Here is a 17,563-nt window from a genome sequence, read left to right as displayed (position 1 = left end):
TAATTCAGTATTATTTTCTTAATTATCCTGACTTTTCGCTTTTATCTTGACTGTAATCTCTTTATGCTTCAAGTTGAAGTGCGGAATGTGGGTTACACAATACTGTTTGGTTAAGGCAAGAGACGCGATGAATCGCCGTCTCTACAAGAATTCAGTCTACTTATCATCATCAATCGGTTGCTCATGATTAATATCGAGACTTTCTGCTGTCCAATTATCATTTGCTCCAGGAGATTCAGAAACTATCACAAACTCAGTCTCTTGTATATGCTCATTTCCCCATTTATCCAAAACATCTTTAATTAACACTTCTTGTAACCAAATCTTCGCGACAACAGTCAGAGGTAGCGCCAGAAATAATCCTAAAAAACCAAAGAAAGTAACGAAAAATAGCTGGGCAATTAAGGTTATAGCAGGTAGCAATGAGACTTGATGCGCCATCACAACAGGTGTGATGAAATTACTCTCAATCTGTTGAATGATAAAGTAAGTAATCAAGACGGCGATGGCTTTCCAAGGTTCATCCAAGAAGGCGATCGCCATTGCTGGGATGACGCTCATGGTTGGGCCAAGGTTGGGAATTAAATTGAAAAATCCGGCTAAAACCGCTAAAGCTACTGCTGCTTTTACACCCAAAATTAATAAGCCAACAAAACTCATCACCCCTACAACACAAATGGCAATGAAAGCACCTGTAATCCATCCTTCTAAAGAGACTTCACATTTATCTAAAATTCCATCTACCCGCCGCCGATAAAATGAGGGGAAAAGCTGCACAAATACTTTGCGATAAGCTAGGGGATCGGCTAATATCATTCCTGTTAAAACCAAGACTAGCAAAATCTTGAGGACAACTTCCAAAGAACCAGATACAAAAGCAAAGGAGTTTCCTAGCACTCGATTGACGAAGGGCTGTGCTTGTTGAATGAGGCTATTGATATCTGGAATGTAAGTAACTAATTGGCTAGGAATCCGAGTTCTCAGGGCATCAAGCCAATCATTAAAGCGCTCAAACCCTTTAGGAACCTGATTGGTTAATTCTTGAAATTGTTGTGCAAATGGTGGCACAATTAGCCAGAAAAAACCCACTATACCTGCAAAAAAGATAGCCACCGCTAAGAGTACAGCGAATCCACGTTTTATCCCAAAGCTTTGGAAGCGTTTTGCCAGCCGATTTAAAGTAGTAGCTAACACAACAGCAGCAAACATTAGCAAAAGCACTTCCCGAATTTGCCACAGGATGTATAAAGAAAGAACTATGGCGATTAAGCCGATCCATTGACCAAGTTTCACAGGCTGACTCCCAAGAGGTGGCAAAATGCAATTTTCTGGTAATTCAGCTAGGTTAACTGATTTTAGGAACTTGTAGTCATGGTTTGAGCTAATTTTGTTTCTGTGCTTGGAATCGCCACAGTAGCGCGATCGCAATCATCACAATCGGTAACAATACTATAATTAGCGCGTTGGTTGCTGTCGCCGGAATTGATAGACTTGGCCCTGCATACTTAATTAATATCGATAATAAAGCTGAGAGTAAAAGCAGTTTCAGAACAAATCCTAGTTGATTTTCCATAAAAGTACAGCAATACAAATTTTTATGGTACATACAAATTGGCGCTGTACCGTCTAGTTTCTACAATAATCCTACAGATACAATCCTTTCCAACTTTCTCTAGGAAATGCGATCGCTTTAGAGGATGTTTGAAAAGTCTAATTTATTTCTTCCAAGGCAATTTAGTCCCCATCTCAGTTAATGCTGAGAAGATAAGATAGAGAATCAGGAATCCAGCACCCGCAAAGAAAGCCAGTAAATCGTTATCCATAAATACTGTTAGTTCAAACTTTGCTAATCATAGCGAAATTACCTAATCTTTAGCATTTTTCTGAACGAGCAGAAGATGACATTGGTTAATTTTTGCAGAATTTGGAGAACCAGACCAATAAAATCGGGAGCATCCACTTTTGGAAGAAACACCGGGCGATTGGAAAGATACTGTTGGCGAATTAATAGGGGATCTAACCCATCATTCCTGATTACTCTGATTTAAGTCCGTTTCAACGGACTTGAGCTATTAGCCCGAAATTTATTTCAGGGCGGGAATGCAACGCCAAACCAAGGTTTTAGGGGTGAGGGGTCAAACCCACCGTGAATTGACCAACAGTATCTTGGAAATCGCGGCTACACAAACGTTCGCGTAGTAGCGTCTCGCAGAGAAGTCTGCCTACGCGAACTCTCTGATTTGTGTTTTCAGAATTTCTTTTAATTTATTCTCATAGAAAAATTCCTTTTCTCCCATAGCTGGAACTAAATCAGTTAACCAGGTTGCTTTTTCGTCATAACGTGCAAAAAAAGGACGTTTACACCAATCGGGATCGCGTCCTTGTAAAAAAGAAAGTACAAACACTTTCTCGCCATAAATCTCAGTTACGCCATCCACTGCAATTTTACCTGGTAGTGCTGACATGACTGGCCCGCGAGCGGTGCGAGCTAATCCAGACACTTTTTGTATTGCTGTTTGATAAATTTCCCAAGCGCGAATAATTGGCAATTCAAAATAATGTTTTGCTCCAGTATCTCGTTCCATAAACATATAGTAAGGAATGCAACCAAGGCGAACTTGTTCTTGCCACATTTTTATCCATATTTGTGGACAATCATTAATTCCGCGCATAAGCGGCCCTTGGGTGCGAATTTGTGCGCCTGTACTACGAATGCGTTGGATAGCTGTTTGAGCAATTTCAGTTTTGATTTCTGTTGGATGATCGTAGTGTGCCATAATTGATAGATGTTTGCCTGAGCTAATCACTTTCTCAAACAAACGTAAGACATCATCAGCATCTTCATCTGTAACAAAGCGATAAGGCCAGTAAGCTACCGATTTAGTCCCAATCCGAATTGTTTGGATATGTTCAAAACCCGAATTGAGCAGTGGTTCAATATATAAAGCCAGATGTTTCGCTTTCATTGTCATTGGATCTCCGCCAGTAATTAAAACATCTGTGACTTCTTGATGTTGGCGGAGATACTCTTGAAAAAATCCTGATTCACGAGTAGCAAATTTCATTCCATCCATCTTTACAAACTGGGGCCAACGGAAACAAAATGTGCAATATGCGTGACAAGTTTGGCCTGCTGTGGGAAAAATTAAGACTGTTTCAGGATATTTATGTTGAATTCCTGGTACTGGTTTTCCATCTAAAGTGGGAATATTATGTGCCTGTCCGGCTGGATGGGGGTTGAGTTGCGATCGCATCGTATTTACTACTTGACGCAGTTCTTCTGGTGTAGAATTTTGCAGATGCCAAATAACCTTGTCGAGAGATTCGGGAGCCAACATTTCTTTTTGAGGAAATGTGAGGCGAAAGATCGGATCATCGGGAATTTTTTCCCAATCAATCAGTTCTTCTACTACGTAATTATTGACACGAAACGGTAATACTTGGGCAACTGCTTTCATTGCCAAGCGGTCTGCTGTTGAAAGTTTTTGCAGTTGAGGCAGCCGTTCTATATCTTTAATTTCATATAATTCAATTTTTTTAGGGTTAAGTTGTGACATTTAATTATGATTATTTTTTTAACTTATATAAAAAATAGAGGAAAAGGCGATCGCCTTTACTCTATTTTCTTACTTCCACTCACACTGTCCTTTCTCTGCGAGTTTAGAACTTTTATCGAAAGTAAGAGTAATTATTGAACCATCAGGATTCTTCCAAACAAAAGTTACCTCAGTTGTCGAACGCTTAACCTCTATCCCTTTACCTAAGATTGAGCGTACATCTGTTAAGGACATTCCTAGTTGTAACTGTTCAAACTCTATACGGCTGACACAATCAGGTTTAGTTGGAGCAGATTGTCCATGCTGCTTAGAATCGAAAACCGCTTTATAAAAGCCGTATCCAAAACCAGAACCTAAAGCTACTCCTAGTGACAAGGCCATAGCCAGTGGACGGATAGAAGGACTGAACAGACCGATATGATTTGGCATAATGGCAATCCTCAGAAAAAATTAATGATATTCAACAATCAGAAACTAATACACATTTCCAAGAGTGCAATTAAAGAGCATGATTATTATTTTTAATTAACCGATTAATCTTCAATAGCACCCAATTCTTTAAGTGTATTTTTTTGTTCTTCCCCTAAACCGGAAACACCTTTGATATTCATTCCCTCATAAGGTCTTTTTGGCATGAGGGTTTTAATACACTCTCCAGTTGTGACATTCCATTGCTTAATAGCCCCATCCTGGGAACCACTATACAAAGTTCCATCTGGACTGAAGGTAACAGAACGAACCCAATTATTATGTCCTTGCAAAATCATTAAACGTTTACCTGTGTCAACATCCCAAATTTCTACAGTGTGATTAACACAAGCACAGCCAAGAATCTTACCATCAGGACTAAAAGCAACAGAACGTATCCAATCATGATTGACTAAAATTTTGCAACATTCGCCAGTCTGAACATCCCACAGCTGTACTGTTTTGTCATCACCGCCACTAGCTAATAGCCCTCCAAGTTGCCCTTGTGAAGGGAGAAGCGGGCTAAAAGCAACAGACCATATTCGCATAGTATGTCCTTCTAAAACCCGAATACATTTCCCTGTATGAACATTCCATAGCCGCAGTGTTTGATCATCACTTCCACTGGCGAGGATTTCACCATCAGGACTAAAACTGACAGACTGCACCCAATTTGTATGCCCCGGTAATGTTTCAAAGGATTGGCCAGTCCGAATGTTCCAGAGTTTGATGTTGCAGTCAATACTGCCACTAGCCAGAATTTGACCATCATGACTAAAAGCAATAGAACGGATGCGATCGCTATTTTGCAAAATTTTCACGCACTGTCCACTTAGAGTATCCCAAATACGGATGGTTTGATCATCACCGCCGCTAGCTAATAGCCCCCCAGCTAGCGGACTAAAAGCAACAGACCAAAGGCGGCCAGCGTGTCCTTCCAAAGTGCTGATACATTCTTCAGTTTGAACATCCCACAGCCTAACGGTTTTATCATCATTGCTACTAGCAATTATCTTCCCATCTGGACTCAGGGCTAAATCGTGTACCCAATTAGTGTATCCCTGCAAGATTTGGATACATTGATAATTTTCGATCTCCCAAAACCGAACGGTTTTATCATAGCCACCACTAGCAAGTATTTTTCCGTCGGGACTAAATGCAACAGACAGAATAGAATTACTATGTCCTTCTAAAGTTTTTAATAATTCCCCCGTTTGAATATCCCAGAGTTTCACCGTTTTGTCGTCGCTACAACTGGCGATGATCTCTCCTCCTTGTGAAGAGGGGATCGGACTTAAGGCTATAGAATGGATTAAATTAGTGTGTCCTTCTAAAGTTTTTAATAACTTCCCTGTTAGAACATCCCAAAGTTTTACAGTTTTGTCATCGCTACAACTGACAAGTATTTCTCCATCAGAACTAAAAACTACGGACTGGACTAATTTGGTATGTCCTTCTAGAGTTTTCAAACATTTACCTGTTTTTACATCCCACAACTTCACAGTTTGGTCAGCACTACCACTGGCGAGTATTTTTCCATCAGGACTAAAGGCAACAGAACGAATAAAGTTGCTATGTCCCTTGAAAATTTTCCAGCATTTTTGGGTATCCAGATCCCAGATTCTAATAGTTTTATCACTACTAGCACTAGCGACAATTTTGCCATCAGGACTGAAGACAACAGACCTGACCCAGCTAGTATGTTCTTCAAAAGTCATGAGATGTTTTTGACTAGCAACATCCCAGAGTTTTACAGTATGGTCATCACTACAACTAACTAAAGTTTTACCATCGGGACTAAAGGCAACAGTTCTTACCCAATTAGCATGTGCTTTCCAATGAAATAGTTGCTCCCCATAAGTAGCTTGCCAAAAGCTAATCCGACCATCAGCGTCACCTGTAGCAACAATTTCTCCATTTACAGGATTAAATGCCACTGATAAAATACTATCGAAGATTCCTGTAAATACAGATTTAGATAAGTCAGAGTTGGCAAAGTTTACATTATGCAGGTTCACATTGATTAGGTATGCTTGCCATATCTTTAAAGTAGAAAAATCACATCCACTTAAATCAATTCCCAGATGACAAAGGAGGTTAATAATATTCCCCCCAGCATAACCGGATGTCAACGGAGTGTTTATTTGCAGCAATTTTATAATTTTTAACAGATGTTCTTTAATCCGGTCTTTATTGCCAAATCTATTAATTAGTTTTTCAACAACTGGTTCTATAATTAAACGAATTTGAGCATTTCTAGTCTTCCCTTCTGTTTGCGCTTTGAGTAAGGCATGATTTTTTAACAAGGAAATATTTTCTAGAGTAACCTCGGAAACAATTTCTTCACAAACCTGATTAACAAATTTGCTAATGATATATTCCATCACTACAGCTTGGAGCATGAATTTCGCCAAACCCTTCTCGTTAAAGATTAGCGATCGCCGTCGCAATGATTCTAAAGCTTCAATTAATTCTGGTTGTGATGTCGTTGAAATAATATCTGCTTGTAATTCGACAAAGGAAGTAGGTTTGCAATTAGTTCCTAACCAGTATAAAATCTCTTTTTCTAAATTTGATAACCGATTAAACTGCTGTTCTAATAAATTGCGGATATCTCCAAATAGCACAGATATATCACAACTAATAAACTCTGATATATTGCTACCAAAAACTTCTTGAATCGTATTACAAACGATTTTTAAGGCTAAAGGATTACCTGCATACTGATTAATTAACTTGTTCCAGTCTTTCTCTGAACCCAAAAAATCACCTTTGCCCACAAATATGCTTTTTGCGGCGATGTTTTCTAGCCCACTTAGCTGCAAGGATTTAACTTTAAGATTGTTTCCTTCTAAGGTGATAATTTCTTTGGGACTTTCACGACTGGTTAAGACTAAACAGCTTTGATGAGGCACTTCCCCAACTTGTCGAAAAAATTCTCCATATTCTTCATATCCTTCTCGATATTGACCGACATAATCACCTCCAAGTAAAACTGACTCGACATTATCCAGTACTAATAAACAGCGATGTTTCCGCAAATAGGCAATCAATTGCGAAATTCCTACTTCTTTAGGCTCATTCTTTTTGGAGAAAAACTCAATCAGGTCTGCAAAAATCTCCTTAACAGAGGGTGCATGACGTAGCGATCGCCAGATAACATATTCAAACTGTTCCTGAATTTTCTGTGCCAGCTTGATAGATAAGGCTGTTTTGCCAATTCCCCCCATCCCGAATATTCCCACCAGTCGGGAACGATCTTTATTTACCCATTGCTCTAAAACATCTAACTCCGACTCACGCCCAAAGAAAACGGGGACATCAGGCGCTTCGCCAAAATCATAACAGGATGAGGTATTAACTACTGTTGATAACTGATATCTTTCCTGAAAGATACTCCTGATTACTTCTAATTTCCCCGGAGTACTCCCAGCAATATCAAACTTTTGGTAAACCGAACCAAGCCGCTTTCGCACTGCTGCTGCACTAATTTCGAGAGTGGTGGCAATAGATTCTGCCGTTTGGCCAGCTAAAGCTAGAAGTAAGGCACTTACCTCAGCCTCAGATACATTGTGTTCGGCTGTAACCGCTCTCAAGAAACTTTCAGGAATTTCCGTCATGAAATAAATTTCTCCAGCCAAAACTATTTATCGATATGTGAGGTAGATGTGAGATATATTTCTACTGCTTTATACCCAAATCTTCTCTTTTTATTCTTATTCCCCAACGCTAGTAGTCTGTCCCAAAAGTTTTGAGAGGTTAGTGGTGTTCAGATCCCCGACTTCTTCAAGAAGTCGGGGATCTAGCAGGGGTTGGGGGTTAGGTCTGTATTAAACTCAACCACAAACCCGATAAATTTATCGGGTTTCCTAGTCTCCAGTCCCGTGCGTTGGCGTAGCCGTCGTGGACATCACCTAGCATCTTACAGAAAAGTGAATTGACAAGAAACTACTAAACTAACTATAGTCTAAATTATCAAGTTGTCAATTTCTACCTATCAACTTATTGACAAGATTAATAAAGTAAATGTAGAATCGATAACAAATTAGGTGTGAATCGCGAGGATAGCTGAAGTAAATAGCACTGAGGTACCCCACACTATGCCAACACCTGACGTTTCAAATTCTACTCAGGAATTATTTGACTTACTTGAGAAAGACATTCTTGCTTGTCACACTTGCAAGGATGGAATGATTGAAGTGAGTATCCGCAAGATCGGAACCGATGAGTTTGAAGTGCGTGTCATCTCTTTTCGAGGTTCTTTTCGTTGCGTTCATGCGGATCTAAATAGGTATTTAGAGGAGTTACCGACAGATACGCAAAGTCAGGTATCTATCTATCGCGATCGCTTTCGAGTGGGGTTGAGGGGATTGTTAAAGAATGGGTTTGGACTACTCAGCCTGGACTTTTCTAAATGCAAGAAGGGAAATACCGCGCCGATATTTGGCTGGATGGTATCTGAGTTGTTGGATATTGACTAAGTTTGGTTGTTTTTTTAAGTAATTATCAAAAGCCACTGATTTCACCTCAAGCTTTAGAAAAACAGTAGAAAATTGTTTTCGTTATTGAGGTTAACAAGTGAATAGTTTTCCAGCCCAAGAGAGTCTAGAAAAAGACTACAGCAGGGTTGATATGGTGCTAAAAAGTGCCACATCAACCCTGTTGTTTTTTATTAATTTATCAGGAGGAAAATATGGATACGAATCGTCACAGCTTTTTATTTCGTTTGACTTCGCGGGTTCTTAAATATTTTGCGCTGGGATTATTTGGTCTAGCGATCGCTTACGTTGTGTCAGCTATTTTTGGAAGTTCACATATTGCGATGAGTCTACTACCCTTTGTTTTATATTGGGTCATTTTCCGGTGTGGGCTGATTCTTCTTTGCTTAATATTGACGACAGTAGTCTTTGAGTCTGTTCGCTAGATCCCCGACAACTTCCAATACGGTTCAGTTAAGGATAATCGTAGGTTGGGTGGAACGAAGTGAAACCCAACAAACCCGCGAAAATGTTGGGTTTCGTTCCTGCACCCAACCTACGCATCTAGGGAACTCCAAGAAATAAATTATCCAATATCGTGGGGTGGGCATCTTGCCCGCCCAGTACATAGGGCGGGCAAGATGCCCACCCCACAAAAGTTAATTGGATATTTTTTTATTTGGAAGTCCCCTAGTTAACAAAACTTAAAATAGAAGCAAAATCAAAACCCGGTCATGAAGACCGGGTTTTGGGCGGAAACAATGGGGTTATATTCCCCGAAGGTTTGTTATAGAAGTTCAGTATAATTATCGATGCTCTGATATGTACTACCACCCAGTTGCGATCGATTCCGGAAAATTAGCTAAGAATTTTTGACTACCCTTATTTTATCTCCCAAAATGCAGCAACCAACTGGTCGCATCAGCGTGTAGGATTGAAAAATATTAATTTTCCGGCTTTTGCTAATGAACAATGCATTTAGTGCCTGGCAAGAATGGCTAACAGTATTCGCCTATCTAGGTTTCACCATCTTCATTATCTGGCGTGTATTTACCGCCGAGAAGAATTAAAAAAGCTACATATCATCTCACCAGGGACTTTTTGCTCAAAGGGCAAAACAGTTTCACCCTGGTGAACCTTGAATCGCTCACGGCAATTGTAAACCTCGGTAGGTCTTTTTACTCCATCTACACTAATGGCTGCCCTGTATTCCCAATAATTTTTTGCACTTCGGCTGATACTGAGAATGCAAATCTGGTGATGTAGCTGTAGCCCATCGTAGACATCGTAATTGCGGCATACATCTGCAAAAGCCGGATGTACCACTGAGAAAGGAAGTATTAATAGCAACACAAAAAATATTATGTATCTAATCCTATCCATAAAAAATTATTTAATTACAGCTATTTTCAGGTAAATAGACCACGTGGTAGGGGCACAGCATTGCTCATTGGTGTCAACTTAAGCTGGAAATAGCTTATCTGTTGGCTTCCATGCCCGCCCGGAAATAAATAAATGAGTAATGAGTAATAAGTAATACCCATTACTCATTACTTATTACTTATTACTTCAAAAATAAATTTCCGGGCTAGTAGGCTAAAGTCTATTTCAGTAGACTGGAGATTTTCGGCGATATTTAGTCATCTTCAGATGACTTTCGCTATGAGACGGGAATTTCAATTCCTGGCGGACAAGCGGTTTCACGTTAAGTTGACACTCATGAGCAATGCTGTACCCTTACGACTTTTCCTAGTTTGACAGACCAGAGATTGTATGTTCCCTAGCACAAAAAATATGGCAAGCACTAGCAAAAAGGCTGATACTACCATAAATGCTATTTTTCGCTCAAGTTTACTAAGCTAAACTGAACCATGCTCAAACACCTCCTCTACTTTGAGGGTAGACATCCAATACTGCTCGGATAAGCAGGGGAGGCAGGGGAAGCAGGGGAGGCAAAACTCTTCCCCTGCCCCCATTTCTCCCCCTGCTCCCCCTGCTTGCCTCAACCAAGAAATTCCAAAACCTACGCAGTATTGGGTAGACATCTAGTGCATCTGTTCATGTACCATACGCTAATACCAATTCGTAATATCCTTCTCCTACAGGAGACGCTACGCGAACGGGAAGCCACATTTTGTGCATTTACGTAATTGAGAAAGTCAGATTACACCTGGCTGGTTTTCCGCCGTTTATATCTGTAGTCTTATTTTGGAGAGTTGAAATAACAGAATGTGCAAAAAAAGTCAGTCGTAAGGACTATAAAATTGCAACCAAAAAGAAATTTTGAGCAATCTTGGATTACACGCTGTTTTGCAGCAATACTGCTCTTTGGTCAGGTGTGGCTACATTTACTCCAAGGAAAAACTTACTATCGTAAGATTCTGCAACATCTCGTGACTGCTGGACCAGGTTCTATCTCTCCAGTTCTTCTTGTCAGTGGTTTTGCCGGAATGATTTTTACTATTCAGACGGCGAGGGAATTAGTCAGATTTGGGGCTGTCGATGCAGTGGGAGGTGCTTTTGCCTTAGCTTTCTGTAGAGAATTGGCTCCAATTTTAACTGCTAGTATTATGGCGGGACAAGTAGGTTCTGCTTTTGCAGCAGAAATAGGTGCAATGCGAGTCACCGAGCAAATTGATGCACTTTATATGCTCAAAACTGATCCAATTGATTATCTAGTACTTCCTAGAGTAATTGCTTGTTGTCTGATGGTACCTTTGATGACGATTTTAGCTTTAGTTACAGGCATCATCGGCGGCATTTTTGCCGCCTCACACTTTTACCAAATTATTCCCGAAACATTTTTAGAATCAGTCAGAAATTTTTTACAGCCGTCAGATTTGTTTATTATTTTACTAAAAGGGTTTATTTTTGGAGTGCTGGTTGCTGTCATTGGCTGTAGTTGGGGTTTAACTACTAGAGGGGGAGCAAAAGAAGTAGGAGAATCGGCGACAAAAGCAGTTGTTACTAGTTGGGTGTCAATTTTTATCATGGATTTTTTCCTCTCTCTACTACTATTTGAACAGGCTGCATTTTGAACCTAAGTATTGAACTGGGGATTGGGGATTGGGGATTGGGAATTGGGGGATCGGAGTCTCTTAAGATTAAGTACGTGGATTCAGACCCCAACCAAAATATTGAACCTCACGCGACTTTGAGTCGTGTGAGGTTCAAAGTAATACTGATTCTGAATTGTTGGCACAGCCCGCAACAGCGATCGCGAGCTTTTTTGGATAGACTTTATGACATTAGCGAAATGTGGGAATATATTAACTTATAAATTAGCCCACCCAAAGCTAAACCTCCCAATGAAAAGATAGACGCAGTGGAAAAGGCTAACCCTTCCTTAAGACCCGCTCTTTGAAAGTCTATCCTGACTAATATAGTCGCTGAAATGATGAGTAAGGTATCAAGAAATACCCGAAACCAGGCAATCATGATAAAAAATAAAAAAGCTGCTAAGACGGCAACACCGAAAGTCCTAATATTTGATTTAAGTAAAATACTGTAGTAGTATGTCATCTTCGGCCAAGGAGCGGTCAACGTTACGATTAAAAGCAAGATAGCAACTACAGTTACTACCCACACAAACAGAGGGGCACGAGTTTCAGATATTACCCAGCCCAAAGTACTATAACTAAGCAGTACTAGCGCCAGGGAGACCCAAGGAACTCTTTTCAAAATTGACATGGGTTAATATTCCTAGTACAGAGTCAAGTTTTTATTCGATAACTAACAATAACTAAGTGTAGTAACTCAAGACTTGATTTTGCTTGAGAGCTTGCTCAGTTTATCGTAAATTAAAGGGTTTAAGAACCTGCAATCTACATGTAGCACCCATTTCAGTCGGGGTTTGTCTTGAGAAATCGCTCCACTTGGGATGCATCCCAAGACCGCGTTTCTCGCTAAATCCCCCGTTAGCGCTAGCGTAAAGCCTTCGGCATGGCTTCGCTTAGAGCGACGGAGGAGCGTCAGTTGCCACAACGCGGGGAACCCGCGCAAGGCACTTCTCTTCTCTACGAGACGCTACGCGAACGTCTGAAATTTCTTTAATTTTGAATTTTGTTAGCGCAGCGTTAGCGAGTCTGCGAGCGTCATTTTGAATTTTGAATTGTTAAGATGGCTGTCCTTGCTCAAGGATATCCCAGTATAAAAGGAGTTTTTTAGGATACGGGTATCAATGAGACAAGAAACCAGAAGTTTTTGCAGATGAAATTATGTAGATTTTGGTTATATGGCTTAAACTGGTAAGTCTATCATCATATTTTCTTATAGCTTCAATCAATAGGCTGTTATGCTCTTCCCAAGAAAGCCAAACAAGTTTGTCGATAATTGCGGTACAAAGTAGTTAAATATGTTGTTAAAGATTTGTAAACTATTAGCAGCCGAGTAGCCGCGTGTCACATCTTGTTAAGGAATTATTATGAGACAACTTGTTATTGCTGAACGCGTATGCCTCATTGGTCATATCGTGTCAAAAGCCTTTGGACTAGTAGGGATGCTACTGGTCGTACCTAATGCCGAAATAATTTTAAGCTCATCGCAGGTCGGAGAAACTGCCATAGAGTTAAGTATGGCTGGCGGTGGTGTCGTGGATATCATCTTGGGGACAATAGCTGTCTCTATTTATGCTTACCGGACGTTGGGATTAGGAACTTGGCTAGCATTTATGTTGCCGGCTGTGTTTATCTCCTTGGGGAGTGAACTACTGGGAACTAGTACAGGATTTCCATTTGGTGATTATAGTTACTTGAGTGGCTTAGGTTATAAGATTGGGGGGCTAGTTCCTTTCACAATTCCCTTATCTTGGTTCTATGTTGGGCTGTCGTCTTACTTAATTGCTAGAACTGGTTTGAAAGTGGCTCAAAAACCCAGTTGGGGACGCCATATTGCTGCTATAGCTGTTGGTGCTTTACTCTTCACTTGCTGGGATTTTGCCCTTGAGCCAGCTATGAGTCAATCTTCTTTGCCCTTCTGGTATTGGGAACAACCAGGAGCTTTTTTTGGGACACCTTACCAGAACTATGCAGGTTGGTTTGGTACTAGCACCCTGTTTATGAGTGTGGCAGGATTATTGTGGAGAAATACCTCGATTAAATTAGAGCGATCGCAACTTAATCTGCCCTTAGTAGTTTATTTAACTAACTTTGCCTTCGCCGCCGGTCTTAGCTTGGCAGCTGGGTTCTCTATCCCTGTGTTACTCGGTTTATTACTAGGTGTAACTCCTGCCGTAGTGCTATGGTTCAGGAGTTCAACAACACTTACTGAAATTGCTTTTGAACCAGTAACCAAAGAAGTATCAGTAGCCAAGGTTGAAGTTGCCTTGAAATAAGTCTATTGGGGATTGGGGACTGGGGAAGAAGCAACGGAGCAGGGAGCAAGAGAGAAGAGTTTTCCCCTCCGCACCCCGCACCCCGCCCCTCTGCCTCTTTTCAATGCCCAATGCCCCATGCCCCATGCCCAATGCCCAATGAATAATGAATAATGACAACGCTTTGATAGTAGAAAGCGCCATTTCCCTTTTTTTGCTACTTATCCAATTACCAGCAACGGCAATTTTGTTTTCGCGCCTATTAAAGGGGCCAAAACGCCATCCTCCAATAGAACCCCAACAGCCTACACCTGAGCTTTTGGGTAAGGCTAGCGTAGTTGTTCCTACACTCAACGAGGCACTTCGCATTAGCCCTCTGTTGGCTGGTTTAAGTCAGCAAAGCTATGAAGTTCGGGAAATTATGGTTGTAGACAGCAAGTCCAGTGATGGCACTCCCGACTTGGTAAAAGCCTCACAGCAGAAAGATCCGCGCTTTCGCCTGATGACAGATGATCCCTTACCCTCTGGTTGGGTGGGGCGGCCTTGGGCGTTGCATAACGGTTTTCTATATAGCTCAGAAGCGAGTCAGTGGTTTCTGGGGCTGGATGCTGATATCCAACCACATCCTGGTTTAGTTGCTGGTTTGGTGAAGACAGCCGAAGCACAAGGCTATGACCTTGTTTCCCTTTCACCCCAATTCATCCTCAAATATCCTGGGGAGTGCTGGCTACAACCTGCTTTGTTGATGACTTTACTTTATCGATTTGATCCAACAGGGATCAATACAGAGCAGCCAGAACGGGTAATGGCAAATGGGCAGTGTTTTTTGTGTCGTCGCTCCGTTTTAACGGCTGTAGGTGGTTATAGCAGTGCGAAGAGTTCTTTTTGTGATGATGTTACCTTGGCACGAAATATTGCTGCTCAAGGTTATAAGGTAGGCTTTTTAGACGGTGCAAAGGTGCTAAAGGTAAGAATGTATGAAGGGGCAATAGAGACGTGGAAGGAATGGGGGCGGAGTCTCGATCTCAAGGATGCGACTTCTCGTTCTCAGTTGTGGGGAGATTTATGGCTACTCACATCTGTTCAAGGTCTACCTCTGTTAATTGTCCTTACTTTTTTGTTGATTTCTCCCCCACTCTCAGATTTGCCCACTCCCCCACTCCTGCTGCTGGGACTGAATTTATTCCTGGTGGTAATTCGCTTTGCTATGCTGATAGCGATCGCACCTTCCTACGATCGCACAAGCGCTAAAGGCGGCTGGTTGTTCTGGCTTTCACCTTTGGCCGATCCCTTAGCTGTACTGCGAATCTTCTTATCTGCATTCCACACGCCGCGCGATTGGCGAGGACGCAAGTATAGTTAGGAGTGAGGAGTTAAAAATTCATAACTCATAACTCATAACTCATAACTCATAACTCATAACTCCCTACTCTTCTTCCCCTCCTACTTGATCCCCGCGTTCCAATTCCCAAAGAATTTGATTTCCTTCACGGCGTACCCGTGACACTATCCAGTTTCGCCAGCGCCATTGATCTCCACGACTGGTGACAGCGCTGGCATGGACATCCATCAAGTCTGCTAACTCAGAACTGGTGATTAAGTAGCCTTTTTCGGAAATTTCGTCAGCTATACGCAGAGTTTCGACCAAGCTGCGGAGTTGCGAAACCCTCATTTCTGGCGGTTTTTCATCGGTTACGGCCGCAGTTGGCCCGGTTGATGGTTCCATAACGATTATTTCTGGTGCAGAAGTACTGATTTCTTGCGGACTTTGGTTAATTATTCTAGGTTTTTTTTCATAATCAGCTACTTTTGCTACATTTAGTTCATTTGTGGAAGGTAAAGGTTTATAAAAATCTGTGGAAGATAATTGTTGTAGAGAAGGGGTTTTGCCACTTGCATAAGTGCGAGCGATCGCATCACAACGTTCGTTACCTATGTTACCAGAATGTCCCCGGACGTGTTGCCATTTTACCTGTTGGGTATTGAGTTCATCTAAGATTTCTAAAAGGTCTTGGTTTTGGACGGGTTTACCATCTGCTTTTTTCCAGCCTTTCTTTTTCCAGCCTTTCACCCACTTGGTAACGCAGTTAATTAGGTATTCGCTATCGGTATGAAGGGTGATTGGTTGGGCTTGTTTAGACGTTTGCAGGAATTGCAGAGCGGCGATTGCAGCCTGCATCTCCATTTTATTATTAGTGGTATGAGGGGATGCATCACCTATTTCGTGGATTGAGCCATCGCTGAAGTAGACGACTACACCCCAACCGCCAGGGCCAGGATTACCGGTGCAAGCACCATCGGTGTATATGCTTTGAATTGTGGGTTGGGTGGACATGCTTAGAGTATCGAAGCGCGAAGGCAAGAGTTATTAGCGGCAATTTTTTAACAACATCCAGGCTATTATACTGATAAAAACTCTTAATTCTGACTCCTGAATTGTGACTTCGGAATTTTTCTTTAATCCTCATCATCAGGCAAATTTTCCATTTCTTCAGTAATTAGCGTCTGAAAATCTTCGTCACAATGATTATACAGATGAACCGCAGCAGCTAGGAGTTCTGCGAGAATTTCAGCTTGTTGGTTAGCAGTTAAACTAGTTAACTGTAACTGGTTAATTAAGGCTTGTACTTTCAGGCATTCTGTACCTAATTCAGCAATCAAGGTACTGAGGGTTGAATTGGTGACTGCAAGAGGGCGATCGCTAATCTGCATATTTTAGTTATTGTCCCAATCTTTTACGCGCTTGTTGGATTGCCTTGTCAAAAGCACAAATCTCTTTTTCCCAATGATTAATTAAACCTTCGTCAGGAAAATTCTTTTCTGATTCCAATCTAATCTTTTCTTGATGTTCGGTAATTCTTTGATCTAAAGATTCAATCGCTTTTTGATGGTGCTTCTTACTCATTACTCAGAACGATAAGCAATACGGAGACTTTGGATTAAAATCACCAAAGATGCGATCGCCATTAACCCGCCCCAAAACCAGTAAGGTAAAAGCAAATATCGCTGCATTTGTGCTGTATCAGAGATTCCAAGGGGACCAGCAGAACTACTAAATAGATAATCAAGTTGATGGTATGTACTTACACAAGCTTGTACACCCAGAAATTGAATAGCAAAACCTTGCGCCCAACGAGGTGCTTTCAGGGCGATACCTAAGATTATTAAACCCAGTAAGGGAATTGCCACCAATCCGAACCAGGAACGCACCCAAATTAATGTCGAAAATAGCAGAAAACTCCCTAATATTTTTAAACAGAGGGTTGCTGCTGTAAAACTGCGGGAAGCCAGAATCAAAGCTGCACCGGCAATAGGTGGCCCCATTGGGCCTGCGGCGGCGATTATTGCCGGGACAATTGGCCCCAATAACGACCGGATGCCATAAGTTGCGACACCGGAACCATTGCTAAAAATCTCTAACTTCTGGAACTGTCCCCCTAATAGCAGTGCCATTAAGCCGTGACCCATTTCATGAAACCAAGTTGCCAGAATTGTAAATGGGTATAAGATATAATCCCCTCCTGGTACTTGCCACAATAAAGCAGTTGCGATCGCTGCGGCAACTAGCCAGGTAAGTCCCATACGTTCAACAACTGGCGGGGCTTCTTTGGTAAGTAAGGTTTCAAAATTTTTACTTGATTCCCTCATAGGACACTTGATTTTAGATTTTAGATTTTAGATTTTAGATTTTAGATTATTCCCCAGATTAATTCGTGGGGCATTTAATTTTGGATTTTAGATTTTAGATT

The 17,563-nt window shown here is 41.3% G+C and carries 16 protein-coding genes; 5 read left to right on the top strand and 11 right to left on the bottom strand.

All coding sequences use genetic code 11. The features are described 5' to 3' along the window. Positions 1-156: 156 nt before the first annotated feature. From V7K76_RS22355 to V7K76_RS22335, 5 genes are all read right to left on the bottom strand, one after another. On the bottom strand, positions 157-1,293 hold the full coding sequence (locus V7K76_RS22355) for an AI-2E family transporter (protein WP_334779635.1): 1,137 nt from the start codon (positions 1,291-1,293) through the stop codon (positions 157-159). Between the two features lie 88 nt (positions 1,294-1,381). Continuing rightward, complete coding sequence (locus V7K76_RS22350; RefSeq protein ID WP_334709115.1) at positions 1,382-1,573, bottom strand: hypothetical protein; 192 nt, start codon at positions 1,571-1,573, stop codon at positions 1,382-1,384. A 649-nt stretch (positions 1,574-2,222) separates the two neighbouring features. Continuing rightward, entirely contained in the window at positions 2,223-3,557 is a 1,335-nt protein-coding gene (locus V7K76_RS22345) for a KamA family radical SAM protein (RefSeq protein WP_334779636.1), read from the bottom strand. A gap of 69 nt (positions 3,558-3,626) precedes the next feature. Continuing rightward, positions 3,627-3,986: a hypothetical protein gene (locus tag V7K76_RS22340; RefSeq protein WP_334779637.1), complete on the bottom strand. Its 360-nt coding sequence runs from the start codon at positions 3,984-3,986 to the stop codon at positions 3,627-3,629. Between the two features lie 104 nt (positions 3,987-4,090). Further along, entirely contained in the window at positions 4,091-7,645 is a 3,555-nt protein-coding gene (locus V7K76_RS22335; protein WP_334779638.1) for an NB-ARC domain-containing protein, read from the bottom strand. A gap of 480 nt (positions 7,646-8,125) precedes the next feature. On the opposite strand from V7K76_RS22335, the gene V7K76_RS22330 reads away from it, so the two are divergent. Both V7K76_RS22330 and V7K76_RS22325 read left to right on the top strand, forming a co-directional pair. Next, positions 8,126-8,506 (top strand): hypothetical protein, encoded by a 381-nt coding sequence (locus V7K76_RS22330; RefSeq protein ID WP_334779639.1) that lies wholly within the window; start codon positions 8,126-8,128, stop codon positions 8,504-8,506. A 97-nt stretch (positions 8,507-8,603) separates the two neighbouring features. Further along, the gene (locus V7K76_RS22325) at positions 8,604-8,771 is read left to right on the top strand and encodes a hypothetical protein (RefSeq protein WP_334951757.1); all 168 of its coding nucleotides are present in this window, start codon (positions 8,604-8,606) and stop codon (positions 8,769-8,771) included. A 782-nt stretch (positions 8,772-9,553) separates the two neighbouring features. Here the strand turns inward: V7K76_RS22325 and V7K76_RS22320 are convergent. After that, the gene (locus V7K76_RS22320; RefSeq protein ID WP_334779641.1) at positions 9,554-9,886 is read right to left on the bottom strand and encodes a hypothetical protein; all 333 of its coding nucleotides are present in this window, start codon (positions 9,884-9,886) and stop codon (positions 9,554-9,556) included. An 881-nt stretch (positions 9,887-10,767) separates the two neighbouring features. Between V7K76_RS22320 and V7K76_RS22315 the strand changes: the two genes are divergently transcribed. Further along, positions 10,768-11,541: an MlaE family ABC transporter permease gene (locus V7K76_RS22315; protein WP_334779642.1), complete on the top strand. Its 774-nt coding sequence runs from the start codon at positions 10,768-10,770 to the stop codon at positions 11,539-11,541. Between the two features lie 202 nt (positions 11,542-11,743). On the opposite strand, the gene V7K76_RS22310 is transcribed toward V7K76_RS22315, so the two are convergent. Continuing rightward, positions 11,744-12,193, bottom strand: a complete 450-nt coding sequence (locus V7K76_RS22310) for a hypothetical protein (RefSeq protein WP_334779643.1) — start codon at positions 12,191-12,193, stop codon at positions 11,744-11,746. A 733-nt stretch (positions 12,194-12,926) separates the two neighbouring features. Here V7K76_RS22310 and cruF point away from each other — a divergent pair. Then, on the top strand, positions 12,927-13,835 hold the full coding sequence (gene cruF, locus V7K76_RS22305; RefSeq protein ID WP_334779644.1) for a gamma-carotene 1'-hydroxylase CruF: 909 nt from the start codon (positions 12,927-12,929) through the stop codon (positions 13,833-13,835). Positions 13,836-13,980: 145 nt separating this feature from the next. Then, positions 13,981-15,177, top strand: a complete 1,197-nt coding sequence (gene cruG / locus V7K76_RS22300; protein WP_334779645.1) for a 2'-O-glycosyltransferase CruG — start codon at positions 13,981-13,983, stop codon at positions 15,175-15,177. 63 nt (positions 15,178-15,240) lie between these two features. On the opposite strand, the gene rnhA is transcribed toward cruG, so the two are convergent. The 4 genes from rnhA to V7K76_RS22280 form a co-directional block, all read right to left on the bottom strand. Continuing rightward, positions 15,241-16,149 (bottom strand): ribonuclease HI, encoded by a 909-nt coding sequence (gene rnhA / locus V7K76_RS22295; RefSeq protein WP_334779646.1) that lies wholly within the window; start codon positions 16,147-16,149, stop codon positions 15,241-15,243. Between the two features lie 122 nt (positions 16,150-16,271). Continuing rightward, positions 16,272-16,526: a hypothetical protein gene (locus V7K76_RS22290; RefSeq protein ID WP_292854786.1), complete on the bottom strand. Its 255-nt coding sequence runs from the start codon at positions 16,524-16,526 to the stop codon at positions 16,272-16,274. Positions 16,527-16,533: 7 nt separating this feature from the next. After that, complete coding sequence (locus tag V7K76_RS22285; RefSeq protein ID WP_334779647.1) at positions 16,534-16,719, bottom strand: hypothetical protein; 186 nt, start codon at positions 16,717-16,719, stop codon at positions 16,534-16,536. After that, positions 16,719-17,462, bottom strand: coding sequence for a M50 family metallopeptidase (locus V7K76_RS22280; protein WP_334779648.1), 744 nt, complete (start codon positions 17,460-17,462; stop codon positions 16,719-16,721). Before V7K76_RS22280 ends, V7K76_RS22285 begins: the two co-directional genes overlap by 1 nt. Between the last annotated feature and the right edge of the window lie 101 nt (positions 17,463-17,563).

The organism is Nostoc sp., assembly GCF_036917975.1.
Classification (GTDB): domain Bacteria; phylum Cyanobacteriota; class Cyanobacteriia; order Cyanobacteriales; family Nostocaceae; genus Nostoc.
The sequence above is the reverse complement of the archived record's forward strand: the minus strand, read 5'-3'. Positions and strand labels throughout refer to the sequence as shown.